The following is a 22,539-nucleotide window of genomic DNA, read 5'->3' on the forward strand; positions in this document are numbered from 1 at the left end:
TCTTCTTTGTTTCTTACGCTAACGTCTTATTGTCGAACCGACGATTATATTTCTTCTCTAATTTATTGATCAGCAGTGCAGATGGATAGCTTAGCAATAAGAAGAATAATGCGACTACCGTTAACGGCTCCACATATTTGTAATATTGAGCACCGTAATCATTCGCGATATGAAGCATCGCTACCACACCGATCGTTGAAGCTAACGGTACTTCTTTAAACATGATGATCAAGTAATTCCCAAGCATCGGAATGGTTGGTGGAATCGCTTGCGGTAAAATAATTTTCATCCACTTTTGACGTGTCGACAGATTCAGTGCAGTAGAAGCTTCCCACTGTCCTTTATCGACAGACTCAATACCCGAACGGTATACTTCAGACATATATGTACTAAAGTGAATGCCAAGCCCTAAAATTGCGGCTACGAATGGGTTCAATGAAACGCCTACGACTGGTATCATCGGCCATGCATAATAAATGAAAAACAACTGCACGAGTGGTGGCGTAGAGCGGATAAATTCAGCAATCCAGCCAAATAACCAGCGCACAGGCCGCCAAGGTATGCGACTAATGAATACCCATACAAAACCAAAGATCGCAGCGAATAAGTAGCAAGCCAGCGTCAAACCGACTGTAATCCATAGTCCTTTAAATATTAGTGGAATAACGGAAAAGAATACGTCCCAACTCCAAGTCATTAGCTAGCCACTCCTTTCTTCGATACGCTTTCCATTCTTCTTGTGAAGAATATCAATGGCAATGCAATAACAAAGTACATGACGAGTAGAAGTACATATACCATCGGAGATTCCGACAAGTGCGTGCTTCGATAAATATTTCCGTAATACAGTAAATCGGTCAGTCCGATTAATGAAACCAATGATGTTGCTTTTAAAATTTGAATTAAGTAATTGCCGTATTCAGGTAGCATCATGCGTAGAGCTTGCGGAAGAATAATATGACGCATACGTTGAAACTTGGATAAATTCAATGCAATGGAAGCCTCCGTTTGACCAGCAGCCACCGCTTGAATCGATCCTCGCACAATCTCAGACATGTACGCTCCGTAGTTCAAGGATATTGCCAGCACGGCTACCCATACATCGCTACCTAGATGGATATTGAATAAACCCGGTAACGCATAGGAAAACCAAAATAGCTGTACAATCAATGATGTTCCACGGAAAATCTCTACATAAAAACCAGTGAATCCTTTAATAAGCGGATTCGTATGGACGCGTGATAAGCCCGCGACGAATGCGATGATACTCGCACAAATAATTGATAATACTAGCACCTGTAGCGTAATGCCTAACCCTTGTACGACAGTGGAAAAAATATCGGGTAAGGAACTCACAAAACCACTCCATTATAATTGTTTTACTTCCATCTATTTCATTTCGCGAATTAAAAAGGTCATGCCGCTGTTGGGCATGACCCGGTTGTGTACTTAGTAGTTATCGCCGTTACAAACACTTTCTGTCGTAATGTCGTCTTCTACTATATTCATTTCTTCAGTGAAACCAAATGGTTCGATTAATGCGGCGATTTCACCACTATCTTTCAACTTCTGTAATTCTTCGTTATAGGCTTCTCGTAATTCATCGTCGTCATTCAAGAAAGCTGCAGCACCGAAGCTTGGCACTCCCTCAATATCTGGCTGTTCGAAGTCTGACACGAACTCTAGCTTTTCATTGTTCGCAGACTCGAGCGCCATTTTGATAGTCATTTCTGTACCTGTCGTAACTGCTGCACGTCCGGATTCAACTGCGGAGAAAGACGCTGGGATATCGGGAACCATCATAATCTGATCTTCTGCTATCCCTTCGCGCAACATAAAGTCTTTCTCTGTTGCACCGCTCATTACCGCTACTTTAACGTCTGGGTTCGCAGCGATATCTTTATAGCTTTTTAAATTCATTGGGTTACCCGTTTCAACAATCAAACCTTCACCATACTTAATTTCTGGTTCTCCGAATGAAACACTTGAACAACGGTCAGGCGTAATGGCCATACCCGCTGTAATGACATCAAATTTCCCTGCGCCCAAGCCTGGGATCAATTGGCCAAAATCAGAAAGCTGACCGTCTACTTCTTCCACTCCCAAGTTTTCAAAAACCGCTTTGGCAATAGCGACCGCTGCACCTTGCAATTCCCCATCTTCTTCATACGCATACGGTTTCTCATTGGCAAAGCCGACTTTGACAACGCCCTTTTCTTTCATGTTATCCAATTTGCTTCCGCCTTCATTACTTGACGAATCTGCATCCCCATTCCCGCAAGCTGCAAGTACTATAAGCATCATCACCGCCAAAACACCTATCGCCGATTTCTTCATAATTCTCCCCCCTTGATTTTTTTATCAAACTATTAGTAAGTTAGTTGATAGATTACCATAGTGAATTAATAAGTTCAAACGATTTTCGACAACTTTACATTTTAGTTATATAAAAATAGTAACTACAAATACCGTGATGACAGCGTTTCCATAACTTTATTTTTAAGAATTTTTCACAAAATTTTATTTTTTACTAGGTGAAAAGACATCAATTATTTACTTTTAAAAAGGTTTTTTGAAATTCTACTTCACCTTTCAAAATTTACCGTTTATTTTCCATTAGTAAATTAATTAACTAAATGAATATTAATAATTTAAAAAGAACACACTGGATGCGTATACTTTCGTCTCTTCTCATCCAATGTGTTCGATATATATTTTTCCGATGTCATAAAAAAACAACGATTGGATGCACAATCCAAATGGATCATGACAAACAATCGTTGTTTAAGATAGAACCTTGATGCCCTCGGCGGGAGTCGAACCCACATTTTGAGCTTCGGAGGCTCACGTGCTATCCATTGCACCACGAGGACTAAACGTGTAGTATCAAACTTTACCTACAAATACTCAACTACAGAAAAAAGCTTTTCTTCTGTAAGAGACATCTTCCATTATATCGTAGAATATAATGAAAAGCAATGTGTATTTTTAAGGCAAATGATTTGACCTTTGTTGACCTTAATAGGTAAAATACAGTTATAGTTGAAATACGAAATGATTTCAACCGAACGAATATTATGAAGTAATTAAAGGAGGAAGTCTAATTGAATCTAATTCCTACAGTAATTGAACAAACAAACCGTGGTGAGCGAGCGTACGACATTTACTCCCGTCTACTGAAAGACCGAATTATCATGTTGGGTAGCGGAATTGATGACAACGTCGCTAACTCTATCGTTGCGCAACTTCTATTCCTAGAAGCTGAAGATCCAGACAAAGATATCTCCATTTACATCAACAGCCCAGGTGGAAGTATCACAGCTGGTATGGCAATCTACGATACCATGCAATACATCAAACCAGACATCCGCACAATCTGTGTAGGTATGGCAGCATCTATGGGTGCATTCTTGCTAACAGCTGGTACAGAAGGTAAACGTTACGCTTTGCCAAACGCAGAAGTAATGATTCACCAACCACTAGGTGGCGCACAAGGTCAGGCAACTGAAATCGAAATCGCCGCAAAACGCATCTTGCACCTACGTGAAAAACTAAACCAAATCCTAGCTGATCGCACTGGCCAGCCAATCGATGTCATCGCAAAAGACACAGACCGCGATAACTTCATGACTGCCGAGCGCGCTAAAGAATACGGCCTAATCGACCACGTTCTAGAACGCAACGAAATCGAAAAGAAATAAACAACTACAGGTTGTCGCAGAAAGCCAAATGGCCTTCCGCGACAACCTTTTTATTTTGTATTTAATATTTATTTGGGTTTGGGTTAATCTTTACAATACAAATGTATCAGCTCTCTAACTCCAGATTGTAACAGCTAGTTGATCTGCGTTCCAGGCGGCGACTCCCGCGGGAAAAGCATGTGCCTTGAGACCCCGCAGGTAGCGAAGCGGACGAGGAGGCTCAAGCCATGCCCGCAGGAAAGCGTCCGCCTGGAACGCAGATCAACGGCTCCCTTTACTCTCTAATCGCCCTACTCCTGCATTCCAGTTGCACAAAAAAAGATGACGAAACCTCAAAAAGGTCATCGCCACCCATGTCTAACATAATTACACTCACTGCTCATCTTCCACTAAATCAGCCAAATTCTGAAGAGCCAAATCCTCATCAATCCCGTCCGTAATCAACGTGATCTCCGTTCCCTTCGCAATCGCCAAACTCATAATCCCCATAATGCTCTTCGCATTCACCTGACGATTATCTTTCTTCAAATAAATATCAGCCGTATACTTATTGGCCTCCTGTACAAATAACGCCGCCTGCCTTGCTTGCAAACCAGGTTTAATTCCTACTTTCACTGTTTTTTCTACCATATTGTGTGCTCCTTTTCTTCCTCTTCTCATGAAGGATCTACTAGTTATTTAACGTAAACGATCTGCGATTTCTTCAATTTTACGCAAACGATGATTGACACCTGACTTACTGACCGGTGCACCTGTTACCAGTTCACCTAACTCCTTTAGCGTCACATCTTGATGCGTGACACGTAATCGAGCAATTTCTTGCAGACGATCTGGTAATTGATCTAAACCAATCGTGCGCTCAATCAATTTAATATTTTCTACTTGCCTTTGTGCCGCACCGATTGTCTTATTCAGATTGGCGGTTTCACAATTCACTAGCCGATTCACACTGTTGCGCATATCACGCATAATCCGTACATCTTCAAACTTCATAAGAGATACATGCGCACCGATGATACCTAGGAAATCGGATATTTTTTCTGCTTCTTTGAGATACGCAATAAACCCTTTTTTACGCTCAATAGATTTCGCATTCAACTGAAAGTGGTTCATCAACTCAACAAGTGATTGACTGTGTTCCTGATAGCTTGAGAAGACTTCCAAGTGATAAGAAGACGTCTCTGGATTATTAACGGAGCCTCCTGCCAGGAAAGCTCCCCGTAAGTATGCGCGTGCACAGCAGTCTTTTTCAATTAGCTGTGGATCGATTGTATGGATCATTTGGAAGTCATGCGTCATGATCGATAACTCTTCCAATAAATGTTTCGCTCCATCACGGATTCGACAAATATAGATATTATTTTTCTTTAAACGCATTTTTTTTCGTACTAGCAATTCCACTTTATATGGATACAATGCCTTCACGTTCGAATACAGACGACGCGCAATAGAGGCATTTTCTGTTTGAACGTCAAGACTTAGTTGTTTATTAGAAAAAGACATGACACCATTCATTCGGATGAAAGCCGCAATTTCTGCTTTCGTACAGCAATCATCCGCTTCGATCTGCGTCAGTTCCTTTTTCGTTTTGGATGCAAAAGACATGATATTCCCCCTTTTCGGCGATTTTCATATCTATCCGCCTTCTACGTTCTCTCTATATAACGCATCAACATATCTGATACTTCCATCGTTTTATGCATGATCGTTCCATCTAGGATGGTCGCAATCTCCTGCACGAATACTTCAGGCACTAAAGATTGCAGTACCTCTAGGTCATTCTCCACAAGCCAAGGTTCTTCTTTTTCATTCAGGTTATGCGTGCGTCTGAACGCTTCTGCATTATTCACTAGTACTGCATCAAGAAACGGTTCTCCCGCATGATCGTAAAGCGCCTGAACGTGCTCAGAAGCAGTATAGCGATACGTTTCGCCACGTTGCGTAGTTAAATTACCAACATAGACCTTTTTTGCAGTACTTTCGAGAACCGCTTCACGGATATCCTGCACTAAAAGTGTTGGCAAAGTACTAGTATACAAGCTTCCCGGCCCAAATACGATTAAATCTGCATTTTTTATCGTATCGGCTGTTTCCGGCAAAGGTTTTACATCTTGAGGCGTGATAAAAACGTTACGGATTTTCCTCCCATAGAGAGGAATTTTCGATTCACCTGTAATGATTGAACCATCTTCAAGCTCGGCATGCAAGGTAATTCGCTGATTTGCTGCAGGTAACACCGTTCCTTTAATATTCAGCACCACACCCATCTGCTCGACTGCACGTGCGAAATCGCCAGTAATAGTTGTTAGAGCTGTAAGCATTAAATTTCCAAGAGAATGTCCCTTCAAACCATCCGTTCCCTCGAAACGATGCTGAAACATTTTCTCGATCATGGGCTCAACATCTGAAAGCGCTGCCATAACTTGCCTGATATCTCCAGGTGGCGGTACGTTATATTGGTCGAATAAACGACCTGAACTTCCCCCGTCATCCGCCACCGTAACAATCGCGGTCAGCTCAATTGGATACCGTTTTAATCCACGTAGGATATTGGATAAACCTGTGCCGCCACCGAACACAACAACTCTTTTCATCGTAGTGGATTGCATAGTGATGTCAACCCTTTCTTTTTTCAACGTCCCGATGCGATACATGTGTCGGGTAATCGCCTTTAAAAACACCTGTAAAATATTCAGCAAGTGTAACAGAGCGATGTTGACCACCTGTACAACCGAAAGCTATAACCGCTTGACCTTTTCCTTCTTGTTTATACTGTGGAATCAAGAATTTGAATAAATCGGTTAGTTTTTCAATTAATTCTTTCGTATCTGACCATTTCAATACGTACTCCGATACTTCGCGATTCAAACCTGTCAACGGACGTAATTCCTCCAAATAAAACGGGTTCGGTAAAAAACGTACGTCGAATACTACGTCCGCATCAATCGGCATCCCATGCTTGAATCCGAATGATACAAAATTCAATGTAAAGTTTGGCTCTCCTGCTTCAGCAAACTCACGGGTGATTTTCTCTCGTAATTGCTTAGGTTTTAATTTTGATGTGTCAATAATAGAACGTGAAAGTCCTTTTATTTCAGTTAACAAAAGACGCTCTTTGCGAATCCCTTCGAGTAACACGCCGCCTTCGGATAACGGATGTGATCTGCGCGTTTCTTTATACCGTTTCACAAGTGCTTCATCATTTGAATCGAGGAATAACAAACTGGTTTTAACATCTTCCATCTTGAATAATCCTTCGAGTGCAGTAACCATAGAGTCAAATAAACTTCCCCCGCGCGTATCCATCACAGCGGCAATGCGCCTCATCTGATTATCCGACTTCATCATCAAATCTAGGAATGTTACAAATAATTCGGGTGGCAAATTGTCTATGCAATAGAATCCCATGTCTTCAAAGCATTGCATGGCGACTGTCTTACCTGCACCTGACATCCCCGTAATAATTACGACTTCATATTCATTTACCGCCTGTGGTTGATCCATAAACATTATTCACCTTCCATTGATTGTTGAAGTGATTCCCGCAAGAAGCGGAATTGCTCTGTATAATAGAACGTTCCATACTGCATACCTTCCTGACTCACCGCAAAGAGCAAATTCTTGCGATCACCTTCCGCCATTGGCAGTGTATGCAAACTTTCAAGCGGATGCCATTCCAGTTCACCTTCGACGGTTGTTTTCATTATGTTTCCGGAATAATCACGTGCGACAAATGTAAAGAGTAACCATTCGTTTAATAATTCTTTTTCTTCATCATCCATGATCATCATCGTATATACGCCTTTTAAATGTGGCGAGATTGCCTGTGCACCGGTTTCTTCGAGAAATTCACGATTAGCTGCTTCATATACAGACTCACCTTCATCGATTTTCCCTCCCGGTGCTACATACCAACCACGCCTTGGCTTCTTGAGTAAAAGAACTTGACCGTCTTTTACCACGAGCAAATTAGCAATTTTTTGCATATGTATTTCCTCACTTTTCGAGTATGTACTTATAGTATACAATGCTTTCAAGTAAAACGAAAAAAAAAGGTGGCTATTCACGGAAGTTTGTACCGTAAATAGCCACAAAGTTGCTATATTATGAAAGGGGGTCTTTCTTCTTTTTATTATCCCCCTTTTATATTGCAGGACGATTACATACACGTTACAAAACGATAACCTGTTTACGCCTTCGCTTCTACTTCTTCCATCAACTCTTCGATATACTTCTGAGCTGCTTGAGCCGCAATACTTCCGTCTCCAGTAGCCGTCACGACTTGGCGTAATAATTTCTCACGCACATCGCCCGCAGCAAAGATACCCGGAATTTTCGTCTCCATTATTTCATTCGTTTCAATATAGCCGTTTTCATCCAAAATACCAAGATCTTTGAAAGGCTCTGTTATTGGATCCAACCCGATATAAACGAACATTCCTTCCGTTTCCATCTCCCGTTCAGAACCGTCTTCAGTAGATACCAACGTGATGGAACCGATCTTCCCGTCTTTTTCATTTACTTGCTTAACTGTTGAATTCCAAATGAAATCAATCTTCTCATTTGCGAATGCACGCTCTTGTACGATTTTTTGTGCGCGCAATGTATCACGGCGGTGAATGATTGTGACCTTGTTAGCAAAACGTGTCAAGTACGAACCTTCTTCTACCGCAGAGTCACCGCCACCAATTACGACGATGTCCTTATTACGGAAGAACGCCCCGTCACATACTGCACAATAACTTACGCCGCGGCCTGTTAATTCTTCTTCACCCGGTACACCGATCTTTCGGTATTCTGCACCCGTAGTCAAAATTACTGCGCGTGCTTTATAACTTTTCTCGCCTACATGAACCGTTTTGAATTCACGACCGTCTTCGATTTTCGTGACGTCTCCATACGCATATTCAGCTCCGAAACGTTTCGCATGATCGAACATTTTCGTAGAGATATCCGGACCTAAAATACTTTCAAATCCAGGATAGTTCTCAATTTCTTCTGTATTGGCCATTTGACCGCCTGGCAAGCCTCTTTCCAGCATCAGTGTGGACATATTTCCACGTGATGTATAGACAGCTGCTGTCATCCCTGCTGGTCCTGCTCCGACGATGATTACATCATATACTTTTTCTTCCATTGTCATGGTGTTTTCCTCCTTCAAAATACGCATCCCTTGGTGTTCACTCATGTCACCAAAAATTTTATCTGATTGACAGATAAAACTATCGCTACATAAAATCGTACGAGAAACGCACGTGAATTTCAACTTAAATGCAACATCCAAAAATCACTATTCTTCTGTGTAAGGCAGAAATTGAAGTAGTTCTTGAATATACTTGGAAAGTGTTGAAACGGATACGCTATAATTTTCTGCAATAGACTTCTTTGTCACTTTTTTGTCATGTGAAGATTGGAACATAAAATCTGCAGCGGCAGCCAGTGCATGTACATTACTGAACATATACTTTTGTTCAAGCGCCTTTTCACATAACGTAAACCACATTTGAAAGAGCAGTACACCTTGCTCATCCAGCGGTTTATACTCTTCATACAATAGATCGCAAATTGCCAGCGCTTTTTTCAAAGCCTTTTCAAATGGAGTAGTCACTTGGAATGAATAATTCAGGCTGTGCGCTAAAAACAGCTGTTCCGCAGCAGTCAATTTTTCAACATCAATATATCCCGGATGCGATAAGATTTCCTGTAAATGTGACGACTTTCCTACTAAGTATAAACCGAGCATTCGCTCACTGCGATAAGGGTTCGAAATCTTTTCAATCAAGAACGGCACATCTTCTTCGTAAGAATCCGTGTCCAACTCTTCGTCCAATGACTTCCATGGTTCAAACCCTTCTTTGGTAGGATCTAATTTCAACAAAGCTTCATTTGCTTGTTCCGCCACTTTTCGATGACCCGTAAAGTACGCGGCATTCGCTAACCAGAAATAATACCCAACATCACCTTCAAATCCGCGTTTTTGCAGACTTCGAAGCCAGTGGTATGCTTCCTCATAACGACCCGTTAGTGCAAATGTCGCACCTAATTTATAGCGTTGCTCGAATTGGTACGGTTTAATTTTTGACAACAACTCCATCATGCTTTTCAGACGTTCTTCATCTCGGTTGTAATAAAAGAACACTGCCAAGTTACAAAGCGCATGGATATTGCCTTTCTCTTCACGTAGGACATCATACAAAATGTCTTCTGCATGCTTTTCTTTGCCAATATAAAAATACGCAAGCGCCAAATTATTGTGGACAGCCCACGTTTTCGGATAATCCACTAATAAATCCTCTAACACCTTTATGGCCTCTTTAAAATCGCCTTGTTCCATCATGCGACGTGCTTTTTCTTGCCTAAAAATCACTTCACCATCAAGCTGTTCACCTTCTTCAACGAATGATTCTTCTTGATCAGCGAATTCAGAGATTTCATGGGCTTCTTCTACAAAGACTCCATCGGGTGCCATAGCTACATATTTCAATGCATATTGCTTCGCTTCGCGCAAAAGACCAAGATGTGCGTGAACTTCCGCTAAATAGAAAGTCGTCTCTTCATTATTTGGGTCTAGATCATCGGCGGTTTGCAACAACTCATAGGCATCTTCAAAGCGGCCGACCTCCATGATGAACACACCGTATTCCATATGTGTAAGTGCATCATCTGGATTCAATTCTAGCGCACGTTTATAATATTTTTCCGCATCAGAAAATTGTTCACGCTGCATAGCTTGCATTGCGCGTTTACGATAAAAATCACCGTCAGGCAGGAATGATATAATTTTTTCTTTCTTAAATCGTTGGTTGTTTTTCAATCGAACTCCTCCGAAAAAGTAAGAGGAACGTACTTGACGTCCCTCTGCAATGTATCCTCTAGTATAGCACAACTACACGGTCCGTCATTCATTTGCTTTCACGTGCCGCACGTTCCGCCATTTCTTCAGCTGTATATATAATACGCACCGGATTTCCGCCAGCAAATGTACCGGCCGGAATATCTTTATTGACGAGTGACGCAGCGGAAACAATCGCACCATCACCAATTTTAACGCCTGGTAAAATTGTCGTATTGGCTCCAATCAGAACATGATTGCCTATTTCCACATCTCCAATACGGTATTCATCTATCAAGTATTCATGCGCTAAAATCGTTGTATTAAACCCAATTATAGAGTTTTCCCCAACAGAAATTCGTTCTGGAAACATGACATCCGGTACAACCATCAGCGCAAAAGCCGTATGTTTCCCAACTTTCATTCGCAAGAACAATCGATAGAAAACATTTTTCCATGAAACGAACGGAGTGTACCGCGCAATTTGAATCACGATGAAATTTTTGGCTACTTTAAAAATCGAAACCGTACGGTAAATATGCCAGAGGGAATTTGCATCCCCTTTGGAAGGATGCCGCTCCGTGCGTCTCATAGCTTAATTCCCGCAGTTATTTTAAGTAAGTCCGACATATGTTGCAACATGTAATCAGGTTTGAATGTCTGCAAATATTCTTCCCCTTTGAGTGCCCATGCGACAGCTGCGGTTCGTGTCCCTGCATTTTGTCCACCGAGTATATCGTGGAAGTTATCCCCGATCATCAGTGACTCTTCCGCTGTTCGATCCAGACGTGTTAATGCGAGTAATAGGGGTTCTGGGTCGGGTTTAGGATTCGTGATATCATCGAGTCCAATCACCGTATCGAAATAGGAAGCGATTCCCAAAAGGTTGATCCCTCTTTCGACCATGTCGCGTTTCTTCGTGGAAACGACTGCCATCTTCAAACCTAGATCATATAATTTACGAAGCGTATCTGTCACACCTTCGAATTCAGTTACATATGCATCGTGATTCGCCAAATTCCATTCACGGTATTCGGCAATTAGTTGTTCTGTCATATCGGGTGCAATCGATGAAAACGTATCATGTAATGTAGGTCCGATGAATGGCAGCATCTCTTCTCGTTCGAAACGTCCAGGGAAATGTTTTTCCAATACATGTTGGAAAGAAGAGAGTATTAATTCATTTGTATCTGCAAGCGTTCCGTCAAAATCAAATAATAATGTAGTAATTGGTTGATTAGTCAATCACAACTTCCTCCTTCTCTCTTGGCTGCTTCCATAGAATACTTACTGTAATAGTCAGCGCAATGGCAGTCACGAGCCGAATGATCAATAATGGCCAAATCGGTATACCAAGTGGCAAGAATAATAGTGTATCCTCAATCACCGCATGGCATGCCATCAAAAAAATGAACGCCAATGTAATATCTCGTTTCGATACGCCATCTTCTTGCACTGCTTGGATCATGACGCCTGCGCCATATGCCAAGCCAATTAATAATCCAGCAACGAGTGTCATCGAGGCGTTCGGTTTCACGCCAATCATTTTTGTAAACGGTGCCAAACTAGTAGAAAAACGCTCTAAGTAATTACGGTCTTTCACGTACTGCACAAACAACATTAACGGAATAACGATCATTGCCAGTTGTAAGACGCCAAATGCCGCCTTTTCAAGCCCGAGGCAGAAAATCTGCGCAAAGCCTTCCGGTACGACTTCCGCTTGTGGCGTTAGACCGTATTGTGCGATTTCGTTACCACCTGTCCAGAATACATTAATTAGCACTCCAGCTAGCACAGCTAATCCTAGACGCACAACAAGCACGGTCCATAGTTTGACGCCAACTTTTATAGCAACAGCCGTTTCGATGAACAGATTATGCGCAAAACTGATCATTATAGCAATGATGAAAACTTCTTTTACTGTTAATTCTAATGAAATGATTCCGGCAATTCCAGCGTATAAGTTTAATGCATTCCCAAGCACGATCGGCACGGCCGCTTCACCGCGCAAGCCAAAAAGATGCATGATAGGTTCAACCAACTGCACAAGCCAAGGTAAGACAGGCGTAAACTGCAAAATAGTCACAAGCAACGTAATAGGGAAAATAATCTTACCGAGTGACCACGTTGTTTTGAACCCTACTTGCAAACCATTTTTCAACGTATTAGATAATGCAATATTATTTTTGTTTGTCATCGTAGTTCTCTTTCACTTTCATTGCATATCTACGATACAACAAGATGGCAATCCCTATGACAACTCCCGCTACAGATACTAACTGTGCTGCACGCAAACTGCCGATGACATACAGACTATCTGTCCGCATCCCTTCAATAAAGAATCTGCCGATTGAATACCAGATGACATAAAACAAGAATACCTCGCCACGTTTCATCTTCAGCATTCTGCGAATTACCAAAATCAAAATAAGTCCGACGACATTCCATAACGACTCATACAAGAATGTCGGATGATACGTGATACCATCAATTGTCATTTGATTCATAATCCAATCAGGAATTATCGTATTTTCTTTAAACGCTTGTGAAACCGGACCGCCATGCGCTTCCTGATTCATGAAATTTCCCCAGCGCCCGATAATTTGTCCTATCAATAAACCAGGTGCCGTAATATCCGCTACTTTCCAGAATGACACGCCACGCTTCTTACAGAATATTACCGCGGTAATGACCGCACCGATCAACGCGCCATGGATGGCAATCCCGCCATTCCAAATTTGAATAATTTGATCAGGATGATCACGGTAATAATCCCACGTGAAAATAACATAGTAAATTCGTGCACTGATAATTGAAATAGGAATCGCCCAAATGAGCATATCCGTTAATAAGTCAGTGTGCATTCCCTGCTTCAGCATGTCTCGTTGTACTATCATAAATCCTAAAATAATTCCGAGCGCGATCAAAATACCGTACCAGCGAACTTCTAAGCTGCCAATACTGATCGCGACTGGATTAATCGCTAGCATAGATACATTCACTTAGTCGCGCCCCTCTTCATCTAATAATTCTGCATTATCTGCGATGGCTTGATCCAAACGCTTAGTAAATTCCTCTGCGGCATTAATGCCGAGACGTTTCATTCGATAATCCATCGCCGCTACTTCAATGATAACTGCGATATTTCGCCCAGGTCTTACGGGTACGGATAATTTGGTAATTTGCGAATTGAGAATTTCTACCTTCTCTTCATCGATTCCAAGACGGTCATAGTGCTTCTTATCATCCCAAATCTCCAAATCGACCGCTAGCAATACACGCTTATCGTCTTTCACAGAACTCGCTCCAAACAACGTCATTAAGTCGATAATACCGACCCCGCGAATCTCCAACATATGCTTCAACAATTTCGGTGACGTTCCGATCAAGACATTATCGGACACTTGACGAATCTCAACGGAATCATCCGCTACTAGTCTATGCCCTTTTTTAATGAGTTCTAACGCAGTTTCACTTTTACCTACTCCGCTGCCACCCGTAATCAACACACCCACACCATACACATCCACTAGCACACCATGCACTGTCGTCATCGGAGCGAGTTGTCCAACCAAATAATTCGTCAACATCCCCGAAAACTGTGTAGTCTTATAATCCGTCCGAAGAACCGGAATATCTTTCTCCTCTGCTAATTGGCTCAATTCTTTCGGACCTTCTTCGCCATGAGCAATAATAAATGCTGGCGTATCTACCGAACAAAGTCGCTCCAAACGTTTTCTTCGCGTAATGGCAGACAATGTTTCGAGGAAGGACATCTCCTTACGCCCGATCAACTGCACACGTTCCGCAGGATAATAATCAAAATAACCAGCCATCTCAAGCCCTGGCCGTGAAATGTCACTCATTAGAATTTGTTTATGAATACCTGCGTGCCCAGCAATCAATTCCAATCCGAATCGATTCATCACATCTTCTACTGTTAATTCACCCATGAAACCCCTCACTTTCTGCTACGATGTACGTATTCTTCAGTCTTTTACAGATTTTTGTGCTTATGTATAAACCATTCCCACCTATTTTACCATGAAGGAAACGAAAAGAAATGGATTACTTCTTGATTGATCTCCCCTTTTTGTATCCTTTTTAAAAGATTTCTCTATATAGAGGATAAAGGAGAGTGAACAGAATTGACACTAATCATTCTTGATGCGGGTCATGGACCCGATACACCCGGTAAACGAACACCTGATGGAAAGCTTCGGGAGTATCACTTTAATGCAGCAGTAGCTACACTTGTCAGCGAAATTTTAACGAAAGAAGGCCTGACAATCAAGTATACGCACGCAGCTACACGCGACGTACCTTTAAGTGAACGCACCGCTTCAGCTAATCGAATGAAGGCAGATGCATTTGTTTCCATCCATGCCAATGCATTTGGCACTGGCTGGCACTCAGCACAAGGGATTGAGACCTATATCTATCCACAAGCAAGCAAAAGCTCCGCAGTGCTCGCATCCACCGTACAAAAAGCCTTAATTTTCGCATGCCAGCGCCCCGATCGCGGTGTGAAGAAAGCAAACTTCGCCGTACTGCGCGACACAAATATGCCTGCAATTTTAGTCGAATGCGGCTTCATGTCGAACCAGACAGAAGCTGCGTTACTGCAAAGTAAAACCTATCAACGCCAATGCGCACGGGCTATCGCCTTTGGGATTTTGTGTTGGGAGTATGAGAGGTGAATTGATGGGGTTGGAGTGGGTTGGGTTGAAGGAGATGTAGGTGGTTATGAGCGGTTATGTGGTGGGATTGATCGTATAGTCCGGTAGTATGAGCGGATGGTTGTTGTGATAGAGCGGTTAGCCCTTGTGGTAGAGCGGTTATACAATAATTATGAGCGCTTATAGGAATTATTGAGCGCCCGAGCAACTACCCTCGATATTATAGGATAATGAGCGGATAAACAGCGTGATTGATCGCATAAACCGCAAGTATGAGCGGATACAGACTAGGATAGAGCGGTTAGCCCACGCCATAGATCGGAATCGCAACAACTATGAGCGCTTACAGGAATTATTGAGCGACCGAGCAACTACCCTAGATAGTTATGGGATCATGAGCGGATAAACAGCGTGATTGATCGCATAAACCGCAAGTATGAGCGGATACGGACCAGAATAGAGCGGACAGCTCCTGCAATAGAGCGGTCAACCCTCATCATAGAGCGAAAACACAACAACTATGAGCGCTTACACCAATTATTGAGCACCCAAGCAACTCCCCCACGCTCATTACACACATCCAAACAAACCAAAAAAACACCTGCACCGCCACAAACGGCAATGCAGGTGTTTCATTATGCTATCAAATCATATCGACAGAGTTATAGCGAACCATGACTGAGCCTGTCTTGGACTCACCAGTTACATGCAACGGCTCTTTCGTCTCGTCTTCAGCAGTTTTGCTGAAGCGGATCGTACGATGCAAGAATTGCTCTTGCTCTTCTACACGCGACACGTCATTTAATTGCAAGTCGAGCTTACCCATGTTGGAAGTAATCTCTCCCTTAACGCTTATAGAAGATGGGAAGTAAATTTCAACAGAACCGCTAATTGACTTCGCTTCCAATCTTTTTGCATCAGCAGATGAAGTCGTCAACGTCACATTTCCGTTTAAGGATTTTGCATCTACATCTTGTACAGCGCCATCTACATAGACACGACCGTTTAATGTTTCGGCTTCTAGCTTTTCACCAGTAACTTTTAACAGACGGACCATACCATTTGCTGTTTCTAGCTCGGCTTCATCGAATTTAATATCCGCACATTCGATTTTCCCATTCGCCGTTTTGATGCGCAGATCTTTGAAATCGATGCCCTCCAATGAACAGCCACCATTCAACAAACGGACAGAGAGTTTACTATAAAGTACTGAAGTCGGAACGTATAGATGGAGATTGACTTGCAGCATTTTCAAGTCGCTGCCGATGCGCAGTTTGTTACCGTCTTTCACGAACAATAACTTTTCAAGGAACTGATTAAGTGCGCTGGTTTCAGAATCCGTATTGAAATGCTTTACAGAGAACTTCGCCGTAATTTCTTCATTGTCTGAAGGATGAATTTCCACAGAGCCGTGATCGATATGAATGATGATTTCTTCAATATCTTCTACAGATTTGCTTTCTGCATGTGTAAAGGAAACAGATTTGCTGAATGGAGCTTCGAAATCGAATTCTTTCACACGGTGTACCGCCGTGTCCATAAACTGCATGAAGCGATCACCTGCTGTGACGAATTCTTTACGGATATCTTCGAAGAAAGCATCAGCAGAAGAGCTCTCTTCTGCTGTTTCTTTTTCAGATTCTTTTCCCATGGCTTCTAGTAATTTCAATGCCTCATCAGCTGTGATTTTACCTTCTTCGAGCATCGTGAGTATTCGTATGCGTTCATTTTGCATGCCTAGATTCCTCCTCGTTTTGAACAATCTTTTCAGTACCTATCTATTTATACGGTTCTGCGGAACAAAAGTTTCACTTTCTATTTCTTTACTACTTTATTGATTTGTTCTTTCATCCGGTTTCGATCTCTTTCTAGAATGGTCTTTAAATATTTACCAGTGTAAGACTCTTCGACTTCTGCTATTGCTTCCGGTGTTCCCGTTGCAACAATTTCTCCACCTTTGTCTCCACCTTCCGGACCGATATCGATAATATAATCGACTGTCTTAATAACATCTAGATTGTGCTCAATCACGAGAACGGTGTTTCCTCCATCTACTAAACGTTGGAGAACTTCGAGTAGCTTGGCAATGTCATGTACGTGCAAACCTGTTGTCGGCTCGTCCAGAATATAAAATGATTTACCTGTGGAACGTTTATGCAATTCTGAAGCAAGTTTCACACGCTGGGCTTCCCCACCAGACAGCGTCGTTGCTGGTTGGCCTAATTGAACATACCCTAAGCCTACATCTACAATCGTCTGCAATTTACGGTGAATCTTTGGGATATTCTCGAAAAACACCACAGCATATTCTACTGTCATTTCAAGTACGTCCGCAATGTTCTTTCCTTTGTATCTCACTTCAAGTGTTTCACGGTTATACCGCTTGCCATGACATACTTCACACGGCACATATACGTCGGGAAGGAAGTGCATTTCGATTTTGATGATTCCATCTCCACGGCATGCTTCACACCGTCCACCCTTCACGTTGAAACTGAAGCGACCTTTTTTATAGCCGCGAACTTTCGCTTCATTCGTCATTGCAAAAACATCGCGAATATCGTCAAAGACACCTGTATACGTGGCTGGGTTAGAACGCGGTGTTCGCCCGATTGGAGATTGATCGATATCGATAATCTTCTCTAAATGTTCGACACCACTGATACTTTCGAATTTGCCTGGCTTTTGTTTGGATCGATTCAATTTCTGAGCCAATGCTTTATGCAAAATGTCATTGACTAACGTACTCTTGCCTGAACCGGAAACGCCAGTCACCGCAATAAATTGACCGAGAGGGAATTCTGCATCAATATGCTTCAAGTTGTTCTCCGAAGCCCCTTTAACGACAATGCTTCGCTCATCACGCGGTCTACGTTCGGTCGGAAGTGGAATGAATTTCTTTCCGCTCAAATATTGACCCGTAAGCGACTTTTTGTTTTTCATGACTTTCGCAGGAGTACCTGCAGCCACTACTTCTCCTCCTGCCACACCAGCACCAGGACCTATATCAATTAGATAATCAGCAGCCATCATCGTGTCTTCATCGTGTTCTACAACGATCAGCGTATTTCCGATGTCTCGCATGCTCTGTAGTGTGCCAATTAATCGATCATTGTCTCGCTGATGAAGTCCGATTGACGGCTCATCAAGTATATACAGGACACCCGTCAAACGAGATCCAATTTGTGTGGCTAGACGAATCCGTTGCGCTTCCCCGCCAGACAATGTCCCCGCTGAACGAGATAAATTCAGATAGTCGAGACCGACGTTCACCAAGAAGCCTAAACGTTCTTGGATTTCTTTTAGAATCATGTCTGCAATTTGTGTGTCTTTCTCAGACAAGGTCAATTGATCAAAGAATTTTGTTGTTTCAACAATCGAGCGTTCCGTGATTTTCCCGATATGCTCGCCATTCACTAATACCGCAAGTGATTCGGGCTTTAAGCGATAGCCTGTGCAAGAAGGACAGGCTTTTTCCGTCATATATTTACCCATCTGCTCACGAATATAGTCTGAAGATGTCTCGTGATAACGACGTTCCACGTTGCGCAAAACACCTTCGAAATAAATATCGCTATCACGAGTATTACCGAATTCATTTGTATAGCGGAAACGAATCTTCTCTTTTTTCGATCCTAGCATTAGTTTTTCAATATCCGAATCAGCTATCTCACTAACTGGTACATCCATAGGAATTTTATAATGCTTGGCAATCGTCTTCAGGAGTTCCGGATAATACTGAGAGCTCGTTGGTTCCCATGGGGCGATGGCGTGTTCTTTTAGCGTTAGTTCATTATTGGGAATGACTAATTCTGGATCGACTTCAAGTTTCATGCCAAGCCCATCACATTCAGGGCATGCGCCGAATGGACTGTTGAATGAAAACATCCGCGGCTCTAGTTCACCTATAGAAAATCCACAGATAGGACACGCATGATGTTCGCTGAAAAACAGTTCTTCTTCACCGATTACATCGACAAGAACATTACCGTCAGCTAAACGTAAAGCGGACTCTAATGAGTCACTTAAACGTGTTTCAACGCCTTCTTTCATGACAATCCGATCAATGACGATTTCAATCGTATGCTTTTTATTTTTATCTAAATCTATATTGTCGTCTAAATCAATCGTTTCACCGTTGACCCGTACGCGCACATACCCTTGTTTTTTAATGTCTTCAAATAATTTGGCGTGCGTCCCTTTTCGTTCAGAAATAATTGGCGCCAATATTTGAATTCTAGTGCGCTCCGGCAACTGAATTACACGGTCTACCATCTGCTGTATCGTCTGCGTTGAGATTTCAATGCCATGATACGGACAATGAGGTTTTCCGACTCTTGCATATAGCAAACGCAAGTAGTCGTAGATTTCCGTCACCGTTCCTACAGTAGAGCGTGGATTTTTACTTGTTGTCTTCTGGTCGATGGAAATAGCCGGCGATAATCCTTCTATAGAATCCACATCTGGTTTATCCATCTGTCCAAGGAATTGACGCGCGTATGCGGATAATGATTCCACATAGCGGCGCTGTCCTTCCGCGTAAATCGTATCAAATGCCAGTGAAGACTTTCCTGAGCCAGATAAGCCAGTAAGTACAACTAGCTTATCGCGGGGAATCTTCACTGTAATGTCCCTCAGGTTATTCGCTCTCGCTCCCTGGATTACAAGTTCTGTATTTTTCATGCGAACTCTACCTTTCTGCTTTCAGTTCTAGTACGGTATCGCGTAATTCTGCAGCTCTTTCGAAGTCCAAAGCCTTTGCTGCGTCTTTCATTTCTTTTTCCAACTTCACTAGCAATAAGCCTTTCTCGTCTTTCGATAGCTTCTTGCCGTTGGTCACCTTTTGCAAATACGATTCCGTTTCTTCAGCCACTTGAGTAGCACGGATCAATTCACGTATCGGTTTGACGATCGTTGTGGGTGTGATGCCATGTTTCTCATTATAAGCTTGTTGAATTTCACGACGACGTTCCGTTTCATCGATCGCTTTCTTCATAGAGTCTGTCATTTTATCCGCGTACATGATAACGCGTCCATCCGAGTTACGTGCTGCACGTCCAATTGTCTGGATTAACGCACGTTCCGAACGCAAGAAACCTTCTTTATCTGCATCCAAAATTGTGACCAATGAAACTTCCGGTATGTCGATCCCTTCACGCAGTAAGTTGATTCCGATCAGTACGTCATATGTGCCAATACGCAATTCCCGAATAATTTCTGTCCGCTCTAATGTCTTGACGTCGGAATGTAAATATTGAACTTTAATTCCAACATCTTTTAAATAATCCGTTAAGTCTTCGGACATTTTTTTCGTCAAAGTCGTAATCAAGACACGTTCATCTCGCTCGATTCGAAGTTGAATTTCATCCAATAAATCATCAATTTGCCCTTCAATCGGACGCACTTCAATGATTGGATCAAGTAATCCTGTGGGACGTATGATCTGTTCTATCATTTCATCTGTATGCTCAATTTCATAAGGTCCTGGCGTTGCAGAAATATACATCGCCTGACGAATATGCTTTTCGAATTCTTCAAACATTAACGGGCGGTTATCCAATGCGGACGGCAAGCGGAAGCCATGTTCCACCAATACCTTTTTACGTGCTTGGTCTCCATTGTACATACCGCGAATTTGTGGCAAGGATACATGACTCTCATCTACAACGATTAAAAAGTCATCTGGGAAATAATCCAGCAACGTATAAGGTGTTGCACCTGCTTCACGCAACGTCAAATGTCTGGAATAGTTCTCAATACCGGAACAGAAACCCATCTCTCGCATCATTTCCAAGTCGTAGCGCGTGCGTTGTTCTAAGCGCTGCGCTTCCAGTAATTTATCGTGATCACGTAAATATTTAAGCTGTTCTTCCAACTCAATCTCAATATTTTCAATTGCTTTAAGTAACTTTTCTTCGCGTGTGACGAAGTGAGATCCTGGGAATATGGCTACGTGATCACGATCACCGATGACTTCACCTGTTAACGCATCCACTTCACGGATCCGTTCGATTTCATCACCGAAGAATTCGAGACGTATACAACGCTCGTCACGTGCCACCGGGAAGACTTCGACTACATCGCCTCTAACACGGAATGTACCACGCGTGAAATTGATGTCATTGCGTTCATACTGAATGTCCACTAGCGTGCGCAATAATTGATTACGCGGTATTTCCATCCCTTTGCGTAATGAAAAAACCATGTCATTGTATTCTTCTGGCGAACCGAGACCGTAAATACACGAAACAGATGCCACAATCAATACATCATTGCGTTCAAATAATGCACTCGTTGCGGAGTGGCGAAGTTTATCAATTTCATCATTGATGGATGAATCCTTTTCAATAAAAGTATCCGTCTGCGGAACATATGCTTCCGGCTGATAAAAGTCATAGAAGCTGACAAAGTATTCTACTGCATTATCTGGGAAAAACTCTTTGAACTCGCTATATAATTGGCCTGCCAACGTTTTATTGTGGGCAATGACCAGTGTAGGTTTATTAATTTCTGTCAGTACATTAGAAACAGTAAATGTTTTACCTGTACCTGTTGCACCGAGTAATGTCTGATGTTTCTTGCCTTCTTTTATGCCGTTAACAAGGCTGTCAATCGCTTTTGGCTGATCTCCTTGCGGCGTATATGGTGCCTGCAATTGAAATGTTTCGTTCAAATGGTTCCACTCCTCTTCTTAAACACCTGTCCTTCTATTTTACCACAACTAGGGTTTTTTCTAAAGAAATAACGAACGTACGTTTTAAGCTAACTCTCTATGTACTTTATTGTACCCTTGTACTTTGTGAAAGAAACTTGCAACTAAGACATTCCATACAATAAAAAACACTGCCAGGATTTTGCCCTAGCAGTGCCTATGGAAATATTATTTTGTTTTAAGTTTGTATCCATGTTCTTGTGAAATGTCTAGTAATTGCTGTGTATACAGGTCGAATGCTTCTTTGTCATTTTGATCTAGCGCATCGTCAATCAACAACATGATTCGCGATTGTGTTTGTTCCCAATGAATGTGTTGTAGAAACAGATCCCAATAGATTTCGTTCAGCAGCTTTTCCGCTTGGAGAGAAGTGCTATTGTTACCTACCGCTTTCAAAAATTCAGCATATGAGTTGTTATTATTCATCTCTCTCACCCCTGATACCTTTTAGTAATTATATATGCAATAGAATAGGAATTGCAACCATTATTTTAACTATTCGAACTTTTTAATTACTTCAATACGATTAGCACGCTGTTTACTAGGTACATATATTCAGATAATTCTGTCACGGATTTGATTCTTTACTTCAGAAACATTGACTCTTTTACTCAC

Annotated in this window: 21 protein-coding genes and 1 tRNA gene; 2 read left to right on the forward strand and 20 right to left on the reverse strand. The window is 42.1% G+C overall.

Going from position 1 to position 22,539, the window contains the following annotated elements; genetic code table 11:
* Positions 1-13: 13 nt before the first annotated feature.
* From ehuD to SporoP17a_RS05370, 4 genes are all read right to left on the reverse strand, one after another.
* Positions 14-697 carry an ectoine/hydroxyectoine ABC transporter permease subunit EhuD gene (gene ehuD / locus SporoP17a_RS05355; RefSeq protein ID WP_083033380.1) on the reverse strand — a complete coding sequence of 228 codons (684 nt, stop codon included), beginning with the start codon at positions 695-697 and terminating at the stop codon, positions 14-16.
* Positions 697-1,356, reverse strand: a complete 660-nt coding sequence (gene ehuC / locus SporoP17a_RS05360) for an ectoine/hydroxyectoine ABC transporter permease subunit EhuC (protein WP_083033382.1) — start codon at positions 1,354-1,356, stop codon at positions 697-699. Before ehuC ends, ehuD begins: the two co-directional genes overlap by 1 nt.
* Positions 1,357-1,449: 93 nt before the next feature.
* Entirely contained in the window at positions 1,450-2,337 is an 888-nt protein-coding gene (gene ehuB, locus SporoP17a_RS05365; protein ID WP_083033385.1) for an ectoine/hydroxyectoine ABC transporter substrate-binding protein EhuB, read from the reverse strand.
* A gap of 464 nt (positions 2,338-2,801) precedes the next feature.
* Positions 2,802-2,873 (reverse strand) — tRNA-Arg (locus SporoP17a_RS05370).
* 231 nt (positions 2,874-3,104) lie between these two features.
* Here SporoP17a_RS05370 and clpP point away from each other — a divergent pair.
* Positions 3,105-3,701, forward strand: coding sequence for an ATP-dependent Clp endopeptidase proteolytic subunit ClpP (gene clpP, locus SporoP17a_RS05375; protein WP_083033388.1), 597 nt, complete (start codon positions 3,105-3,107; stop codon positions 3,699-3,701).
* A 372-nt stretch (positions 3,702-4,073) separates the two neighbouring features.
* On the opposite strand, the gene SporoP17a_RS05380 is transcribed toward clpP, so the two are convergent.
* The 12 genes from SporoP17a_RS05380 to hprK all read right to left on the reverse strand — a co-directional run bounded on the left by SporoP17a_RS05380 (position 4,074) and on the right by hprK (position 14,486).
* A complete protein-coding gene (locus SporoP17a_RS05380) occupies positions 4,074-4,331 on the reverse strand; it encodes an HPr family phosphocarrier protein (protein ID WP_083033391.1) in 258 nt (85 codons plus the stop codon).
* A 48-nt stretch (positions 4,332-4,379) separates the two neighbouring features.
* Positions 4,380-5,306 carry a DNA-binding protein WhiA gene (gene whiA / locus SporoP17a_RS05385; protein ID WP_083033394.1) on the reverse strand — a complete coding sequence of 309 codons (927 nt, stop codon included), beginning with the start codon at positions 5,304-5,306 and terminating at the stop codon, positions 4,380-4,382.
* A gap of 41 nt (positions 5,307-5,347) precedes the next feature.
* Positions 5,348-6,295 (reverse strand): gluconeogenesis factor YvcK family protein, encoded by a 948-nt coding sequence (locus tag SporoP17a_RS05390; protein ID WP_083035914.1) that lies wholly within the window; start codon positions 6,293-6,295, stop codon positions 5,348-5,350.
* Between the two features lie 22 nt (positions 6,296-6,317).
* On the reverse strand, positions 6,318-7,205 hold the full coding sequence (gene rapZ, locus SporoP17a_RS05395) for an RNase adapter RapZ (RefSeq protein WP_369824366.1): 888 nt from the start codon (positions 7,203-7,205) through the stop codon (positions 6,318-6,320).
* Between the two features lie 5 nt (positions 7,206-7,210).
* Complete coding sequence (locus SporoP17a_RS05400; protein ID WP_083033398.1) at positions 7,211-7,687, reverse strand: NUDIX domain-containing protein; 477 nt, start codon at positions 7,685-7,687, stop codon at positions 7,211-7,213.
* Between the two features lie 203 nt (positions 7,688-7,890).
* The gene (trxB, locus tag SporoP17a_RS05405; RefSeq protein ID WP_083033401.1) at positions 7,891-8,844 is read right to left on the reverse strand and encodes a thioredoxin-disulfide reductase; all 954 of its coding nucleotides are present in this window, start codon (positions 8,842-8,844) and stop codon (positions 7,891-7,893) included.
* 147 nt (positions 8,845-8,991) lie between these two features.
* Positions 8,992-10,515 (reverse strand): tetratricopeptide repeat protein, encoded by a 1,524-nt coding sequence (locus tag SporoP17a_RS05410; protein ID WP_083033404.1) that lies wholly within the window; start codon positions 10,513-10,515, stop codon positions 8,992-8,994.
* Between the two features lie 88 nt (positions 10,516-10,603).
* Positions 10,604-11,125, reverse strand: coding sequence for an acyltransferase (locus tag SporoP17a_RS05415; RefSeq protein WP_083033406.1), 522 nt, complete (start codon positions 11,123-11,125; stop codon positions 10,604-10,606).
* Positions 11,122-11,778: a pyrophosphatase PpaX gene (gene ppaX / locus SporoP17a_RS05420; RefSeq protein ID WP_083033408.1), complete on the reverse strand. Its 657-nt coding sequence runs from the start codon at positions 11,776-11,778 to the stop codon at positions 11,122-11,124. Before ppaX ends, SporoP17a_RS05415 begins: the two co-directional genes overlap by 4 nt.
* Entirely contained in the window at positions 11,771-12,730 is a 960-nt protein-coding gene (locus tag SporoP17a_RS05425; RefSeq protein ID WP_083033409.1) for a nucleoside recognition domain-containing protein, read from the reverse strand. The genes ppaX and SporoP17a_RS05425 overlap by 8 nt, the downstream gene beginning before the upstream one ends.
* Entirely contained in the window at positions 12,714-13,535 is an 822-nt protein-coding gene (lgt, locus tag SporoP17a_RS05430; protein ID WP_237262385.1) for a prolipoprotein diacylglyceryl transferase, read from the reverse strand. Before lgt ends, SporoP17a_RS05425 begins: the two co-directional genes overlap by 17 nt.
* The gene (gene hprK / locus SporoP17a_RS05435; RefSeq protein ID WP_083033412.1) at positions 13,536-14,486 is read right to left on the reverse strand and encodes an HPr(Ser) kinase/phosphatase; all 951 of its coding nucleotides are present in this window, start codon (positions 14,484-14,486) and stop codon (positions 13,536-13,538) included.
* 195 nt (positions 14,487-14,681) lie between these two features.
* Here hprK and SporoP17a_RS05440 point away from each other — a divergent pair, with 195 nt between their 5' ends.
* Positions 14,682-15,233, forward strand: coding sequence for an N-acetylmuramoyl-L-alanine amidase family protein (locus tag SporoP17a_RS05440; protein ID WP_083033415.1), 552 nt, complete (start codon positions 14,682-14,684; stop codon positions 15,231-15,233).
* Between the two features lie 622 nt (positions 15,234-15,855).
* Here the strand turns inward: SporoP17a_RS05440 and SporoP17a_RS05445 are convergent.
* From SporoP17a_RS05445 to SporoP17a_RS05460, 4 genes are all read right to left on the reverse strand, one after another.
* Positions 15,856-16,947: a DUF4097 family beta strand repeat-containing protein gene (locus SporoP17a_RS05445; protein ID WP_083033418.1), complete on the reverse strand. Its 1,092-nt coding sequence runs from the start codon at positions 16,945-16,947 to the stop codon at positions 15,856-15,858.
* Between the two features lie 80 nt (positions 16,948-17,027).
* Complete coding sequence (gene uvrA / locus SporoP17a_RS05450; protein WP_083033421.1) at positions 17,028-19,895, reverse strand: excinuclease ABC subunit UvrA; 2,868 nt, start codon at positions 19,893-19,895, stop codon at positions 17,028-17,030.
* A 7-nt stretch (positions 19,896-19,902) separates the two neighbouring features.
* Positions 19,903-21,885, reverse strand: coding sequence for an excinuclease ABC subunit UvrB (uvrB, locus tag SporoP17a_RS05455; protein WP_083033424.1), 1,983 nt, complete (start codon positions 21,883-21,885; stop codon positions 19,903-19,905).
* Between the two features lie 207 nt (positions 21,886-22,092).
* The gene (locus SporoP17a_RS05460; protein ID WP_083033426.1) at positions 22,093-22,350 is read right to left on the reverse strand and encodes an IDEAL domain-containing protein; all 258 of its coding nucleotides are present in this window, start codon (positions 22,348-22,350) and stop codon (positions 22,093-22,095) included.
* Positions 22,351-22,539: the final 189 nt, after the last annotated feature.

The sequence above is a fragment of the Sporosarcina ureae genome, assembly GCF_002082015.1.
Lineage (GTDB): Bacteria > Bacillota > Bacilli > Bacillales_A > Planococcaceae > Sporosarcina > Sporosarcina ureae_A.

Bases quoted from the DNA above. Each gene is read 5' to 3' on its own strand.
- ehuD (WP_083033380.1), bottom strand. From the start codon at position 697: ATGACTTGGAGTTGGGACGTATTCTTTTCCGTTATTCCACTAATATTT.
- ehuB (WP_083033385.1), bottom strand. From the start codon at position 2,337: ATGAAGAAATCGGCGATAGGTGTTTTGGCGGTGATGATGCTTATAGTA.
- SporoP17a_RS05380 (WP_083033391.1), bottom strand. From the start codon at position 4,331: ATGGTAGAAAAAACAGTGAAAGTAGGAATTAAACCTGGTTTGCAAGCA.
- whiA (WP_083033394.1), bottom strand. From the start codon at position 5,306: ATGTCTTTTGCATCCAAAACGAAAAAGGAACTGACGCAGATCGAAGCG.
- SporoP17a_RS05390 (WP_083035914.1), bottom strand. From the start codon at position 6,295: ATGAAAAGAGTTGTTGTGTTCGGTGGCGGCACAGGTTTATCCAATATC.
- rapZ (WP_369824366.1), bottom strand. From the start codon at position 7,205: ATGGATCAACCACAGGCGGTAAATGAATATGAAGTCGTAATTATTACG.
- SporoP17a_RS05400 (WP_083033398.1), bottom strand. From the start codon at position 7,687: ATGCAAAAAATTGCTAATTTGCTCGTGGTAAAAGACGGTCAAGTTCTT.
- trxB (WP_083033401.1), bottom strand. From the start codon at position 8,844: ATGACAATGGAAGAAAAAGTATATGATGTAATCATCGTCGGAGCAGGA.
- SporoP17a_RS05415 (WP_083033406.1), bottom strand. From the start codon at position 11,125: ATGAGACGCACGGAGCGGCATCCTTCCAAAGGGGATGCAAATTCCCTC.
- SporoP17a_RS05425 (WP_083033409.1), bottom strand. From the start codon at position 12,730: ATGACAAACAAAAATAATATTGCATTATCTAATACGTTGAAAAATGGT.
- hprK (WP_083033412.1), bottom strand. From the start codon at position 14,486: ATGGGTGAATTAACAGTAGAAGATGTGATGAATCGATTCGGATTGGAA.
- SporoP17a_RS05445 (WP_083033418.1), bottom strand. From the start codon at position 16,947: ATGCAAAATGAACGCATACGAATACTCACGATGCTCGAAGAAGGTAAA.
- uvrA (WP_083033421.1), bottom strand. From the start codon at position 19,895: ATGAAAAATACAGAACTTGTAATCCAGGGAGCGAGAGCGAATAACCTG.
- SporoP17a_RS05460 (WP_083033426.1), bottom strand. From the start codon at position 22,350: ATGAATAATAACAACTCATATGCTGAATTTTTGAAAGCGGTAGGTAAC.